Annotated in this window: 5 protein-coding genes; 4 read left to right on the top strand and 1 reads right to left on the bottom strand. The window is 67.0% G+C overall.

Annotation, left to right across the window (positions count from 1 at the left end; all coding sequences use genetic code 11):
• Positions 1–343, bottom strand: a 343-nt coding sequence (locus PLZ73_12615) for a solute carrier family 23 protein (GenBank protein HOO78716.1), incomplete at its 3' end; no start/stop codon positions are given.
• Between the two features lie 143 nt (positions 344–486).
• Between PLZ73_12615 and PLZ73_12610 the strand changes: the two genes are divergently transcribed.
• The 4 genes from PLZ73_12610 to PLZ73_12595 form a co-directional block, all read left to right on the top strand.
• The gene (locus PLZ73_12610) at positions 487–1,044 is read left to right on the top strand and encodes a VanZ family protein (GenBank protein HOO78715.1); all 558 of its coding nucleotides are present in this window, start codon (positions 487–489) and stop codon (positions 1,042–1,044) included.
• Positions 1,041–1,919, top strand: coding sequence for an MBL fold metallo-hydrolase (locus PLZ73_12605; protein ID HOO78714.1), 879 nt, complete (start codon positions 1,041–1,043; stop codon positions 1,917–1,919). The genes PLZ73_12610 and PLZ73_12605 overlap by 4 nt, the downstream gene beginning before the upstream one ends.
• A gap of 60 nt (positions 1,920–1,979) precedes the next feature.
• Positions 1,980–3,422, top strand: a complete 1,443-nt coding sequence (locus PLZ73_12600; protein HOO78713.1) for a hypothetical protein — start codon at positions 1,980–1,982, stop codon at positions 3,420–3,422.
• On the top strand, positions 3,419–4,562 hold a 1,144-nt coding region (locus PLZ73_12595; GenBank protein HOO78712.1), incomplete at its 3' end, for a hypothetical protein. The genes PLZ73_12600 and PLZ73_12595, both read left to right, overlap by 4 nt.

Here is a 4,562-nt window from a genome sequence, read left to right as displayed (position 1 = left end):
TGATTACCCGGGAAAAAACGATCTTGCCGATCCCGGCGCAGGCCAGGCCGAAGAAGATGGAAGGCCACGGGAACCCCAGCGCCTTGGCTCCCAGAATGGCGGGAAGATACGCGAACGAAGAACCCAGAAAAATGGGGACGGAGCCGTTGGCGCTGCGGTAACCGGTGAGAAAATGGAAGAAGACGGTGGCCACGCCGGCGGAAAAAAGCACGACCGAAACATCGATACCGGTCAGCAGCGGGACCAGGACGGTGGCTCCGAAACAGACCAGCAGCATCTCCAATCCCAAGACCGCCAGACCGGCGGGCGAATCCTGCCATGCGCGGCGGGCGCCGTTTCTCATGTCTTTTCTCCTCCTTCCCGCGGATTTCCCTCCCGGGGCGCCGTCTCCCGGGGCCGGTTACGATTTTACCGCCCGGCCCGATTGTGTCAAAATACTATCGGCGGCGGCGACGGACGCCCGCCGGCACCAAGGAGGCGGATACCGTGTCCCGCAGCCGGTACATGCCCCCTCCGGGGCTGCTGAAAAAACGTCTTCTCCTGCTGGGGGCGCTCTGCGCCTTCATCCTGATCTCGGGGGCGTTCACCCGGCGGCCGATCAACGCCGTCCGCGCGGCGGCGGGCGCGGCGGCGATGACGGCGGGGATGGCCGCGGCCGTGGCGGCGGCGGCGGGCGCGTTCCTGCTTTGGATCCGGCCCTGGCGGATGCCGGCGAAGCGGGCCTCGGTTTTCCTGGCCGTCCTGGCCGCGGGGGCGGCCGTCGCCCTCCTGGTCCCGGCTTATCCCGAGGAACGCATCCATCTGCTGGAATACGCCCTGGTGGGATGGCTGGCCTACGCCGGACTGAGCCGGCCGGCGAACCCGGTGGAATGGATCGCCGTCCCCGTCCTTTTCGGGGTTTTCCTGGGCGCGGCGGACGAGCTGGTCCAGTTTTACCTTCCCGACCGCGTCGGAGATTTCCGGGACGTCGTCTTCAACTCCTGCGGAAGCGCCTGGGGCGTTCTGCTGGTAAGGGCGGCCGATCCCCGGAAACGGGGGGCATGACCCTCCCCGGCGCATTCTTCCTGGCGGCCTGGGCGGTGCGGACGGCCCTCCCCGGCCCCCCGGGCCCCGGAGAACTGGAGATCGTCGTCATCGACGTCGGCTACGGGGATGCGCTCCTGCTCAGGAGCGCGGCGGCGGGCGACTGGCTCATCGACACCGGCTACCCCGAACGGTACGGGGAAGTGGAGGCCGCGCTTCGGGAGCGGGGCGTCGACCGGCTCGACGCCATCCTGATCACCCACCCTCACCCCGACCACATGGGAGGAGCGGCGCGGGCGGCCGCGGAGTTCCGACCCCGGCGCGTCTTCGACAACGGTCGGCCCCCTCCCCCGGGGCTCTCCCCGGAGATGTGGAGGGAATACCTCGAGATTTTCCGGAGCCATCCCGGATACTCGGTCCTCCGGCCGGGGCCTCTTCCCGGCTGGAACGGGGGAACGGCGGCCGTCGTCGGCGTCGGAGGAGTCGGCGAAGTCAACGCCGATTCCGCGGTCATCCGGCTGGAACATGCCGGGCGGACGGTCCTCTTGACCGGCGATCTCAACCGGAAAGGGGAGGAGAAGCTGCTCGCCGAGGGCGCGGTCCTGGGCGCCGACCTGCTCAAGGTCGGCCACCACGGAGCCGCCGACTCCTCCTCGGCCCGCTTCCTGGCCGCCGTCGCTCCCCGCTGGGCGGCGGTCTCGACCGGCGCCAATTCCTGGGGAGCGCCGGATCCGGAAACGATCCGGCGCCTGGAAGCGGCCGGAACCCGGGTAGCGAGGACGGACCGAGACGGCACCCTGACTTTCAGGATCAGAGCGGACGGCGAAATCTGGCTCTATACCCGCGGGTTCTCCCCCCTTATCCTCGGGCGCCGATTCCGGTTGCGCCCGGACTGATCCTCGCCGATAATTCCTTCCCGCTCCACAGCGACGGCTCGAACCCGGAGGAGAACTTCCATGCTTACCCCTTCCGAATACTATCGGGACCCGGCGGTCAGGGAACGGATCGCCGAATACTGCGGCGGTTCCGCCCGCGAACCCGCGCTCTTCACCGCGGAATACCTGGTCGGATACGGCGAGGCGCTGCTGGGAACGCCGGCCCCCGAACCCTACGTCTCCACCCCGCCCCAGGGGTTCGCCTCCATTCTCGACCGGGGGCTGGATATCTTCCGTTCCATCTGGGACCGGAACCATCTACTGGGAGTGCTCGACGTCGAATACTTCAACCTCGACCACCCCGGCGAGATCTACTACGACCAGGTCGGGACCTTCAAGCGCCTGGAACCGGTCTACCGCGCCATCCTGGACGTCTACCTCGACTACGGCATCAAACCCCTGGTCCTGATGACCGGCCAGGGCTACCACTTCTCCTTCCAGATCCAGTCGGGGACCGAGGCCGCCCTGCAGCTGGAGGACATCGGCGTCGTCTGCCCCACCCTCCGGGAGAAATACCGGGGTTCCCTTTCCAAGCGCCACCGCCGCGTGTCGGAGCGCTACGGGAAGGGCTTCGACGGGATGGGCCGGGTGATGGAGTTCCTCACCCATACGATCATGCGCCGGGCCGCCGAGGCGACCGACCTGCCGCTGGTCATCACGGACGTCGCCGTCGGCAAGGGGCCGAAGGAACGGGAAGCGATCTCCTTCGACCTTTCCTGTTTCGGAGACCCGGTCTTCATGCGCGACATCCGCTGCGCGTTCTCCACCCATCAGAAACATAAGATCCAGCGCTGGAAGGTGGGCGACGCCATCGCCGACGGGACTCCGATCCAGATCGCCGTTCCCCGCAAACATCTCTCCCTGGAAGAAACCCTGGCCCTCCGGCGCCATTTCCGCCACGCGGCCGAGTACGCCGGAGGAGTGAACTGCCTGATCCCGAACTACTCGGCGGATATGCGGAAGGTGATCGCGGACTACCTGGCTTCGCCCCTCTACCGGTTTCACCGCTGGTTCGACGACACGGCCCAGCATCCGCCCCGGGAATGGCCCCGCACCTACGGCGCCATGAACTACCGCGAGCTTCCCCCGTGCCTTCGCATCCCCCTGGAACAACCGAACGATCTTCTGCTCAAGCCCACCACCCTCCAGGCCCTGACCAGAAGCCTGCTCGCCCGGGGATGGCACCCCCAACATATCGCCGGGCTGATCTATTCCCGATGGACGGAAGGGCCGGGATGGCCTCCGGACCAGTGGAAACATTACGACGCCCAATCCCGCTCCGCGTTCTACGTCCGGGTGTTCGCCGGATTGATCGCCGCCGGCATCGACGGGCAGATCGACCACAACTGCGTCTCCCACCAGGAAAAAGGCTACTGCCCCCAGCCGTTCTGCGGTTACAGCCTGGGAGATTACCGCTGGGACGGGACCGTCCCCGTCCCGGCCTCCCCCCCAGAGCGGCCATGACCGTCCGGGAACGAACCCTCTCCCCCCGGCAGGCGGCGGCGGTCGAAGCCTACTACCGTTCGGCCGACGTGCGGGAGCGGATCTTCGAGTTCTGCGGAGGCGACCCCTTCACCTGCGAATACACGGTCGGCTTCGGCGAGCCCCTGGTCCGACGGGGATTCCGGCGACCGATCAAGCTGGCGGCCGACCGAGCCGGGTTCGAACAGCTGATGGAGGAAGGACTCGATCTTTTCCGTTCGGTCTGGGACAGGAAGGGAACCCTGGCGGTCTGGGACGTCGAATATTTCAACCTCGACACCTGGCGGGGTCTGTACCGCAGGCAGGTCGAATATTTCGAACTGATGGAACCGAGCTACCAGGCCATCCGGTCCCTCCTCCGGCGCTACGGAATCGGGCATATCAACGACACGACTTCCTCCGGATATCATTTCCTCTCTTTCATCCCCTTCTCCTCCCCGGTTCACCGGAAACTGGAGCGGATCGGGTTCCTGGAGCCGGAACTGGCGGCCAAATACTCACAGCGCCGCCACGACGACGCCAAGCGGCTGCGGCGGCTCCCCCTCCGGGCGGGCCTGGGGTACAGCGGCATGGGTCGGCTCCATGAATTCCTCAGCCAGGCGGTCATCTTCCGCACGCGGGGCCTCACCCCCATTCCCGTCACCGTCTCCGACACGGCGGTATCCCGGTCGAAGCGCGGACGCGAGGGAATGAGCATGGACATCACGCAATACGCCGATCCGTTGTACATGCGCGATATCAGGACCACGTTCTCCACCCACCAGAAACACAAGGTCTATATCGGCAGGGTCGGAGCCGCCCTGGCGGAGTCGATGCCCGTCTACGCCACCGTCCCCCGGGGCGACCTGGAGATCCGCGATCTCTACCGTATCCGCCGCCGCCTGGCCGCAGCCGCCGAGTACGCCCGCGGCTGCTCGGGCGTTATCCCCGACGCGTCCGCGGGGTGGGAACGCCTGATCGACGATTACCGGCGCTCCTCCCTCTTCTCCTTCCACCGCGATTTCGATGCCGTGCCCCAGTACCCCCGGAGCCGCTGGGCCGAAACCTACCTGGGGCTGGACCTGGACAAGCTCCCCCCCTGCGTGGCCCAGGCCCTGCGCAACCCCAACTGGAGCCTCCTCG

Source organism: bacterium, from assembly GCA_035380285.1.
GTDB lineage: Bacteria > Auribacterota > Erginobacteria > Erginobacterales > DAOSXE01 > DAOSXE01.
The sequence above is the reverse complement of the archived record's forward strand: the minus strand, read 5'-3'. Positions and strand labels throughout refer to the sequence as shown.

Excerpts from the sequence above, each read along its gene's own strand:
- PLZ73_12605 (HOO78714.1), top strand. The coding sequence starts at position 1,041 with ATGACCCTCCCCGGCGCATTCTTCCTGGCGGCCTGGGCGGTGCGGACG.
- PLZ73_12600 (HOO78713.1), top strand. The coding sequence starts at position 1,980 with ATGCTTACCCCTTCCGAATACTATCGGGACCCGGCGGTCAGGGAACGG.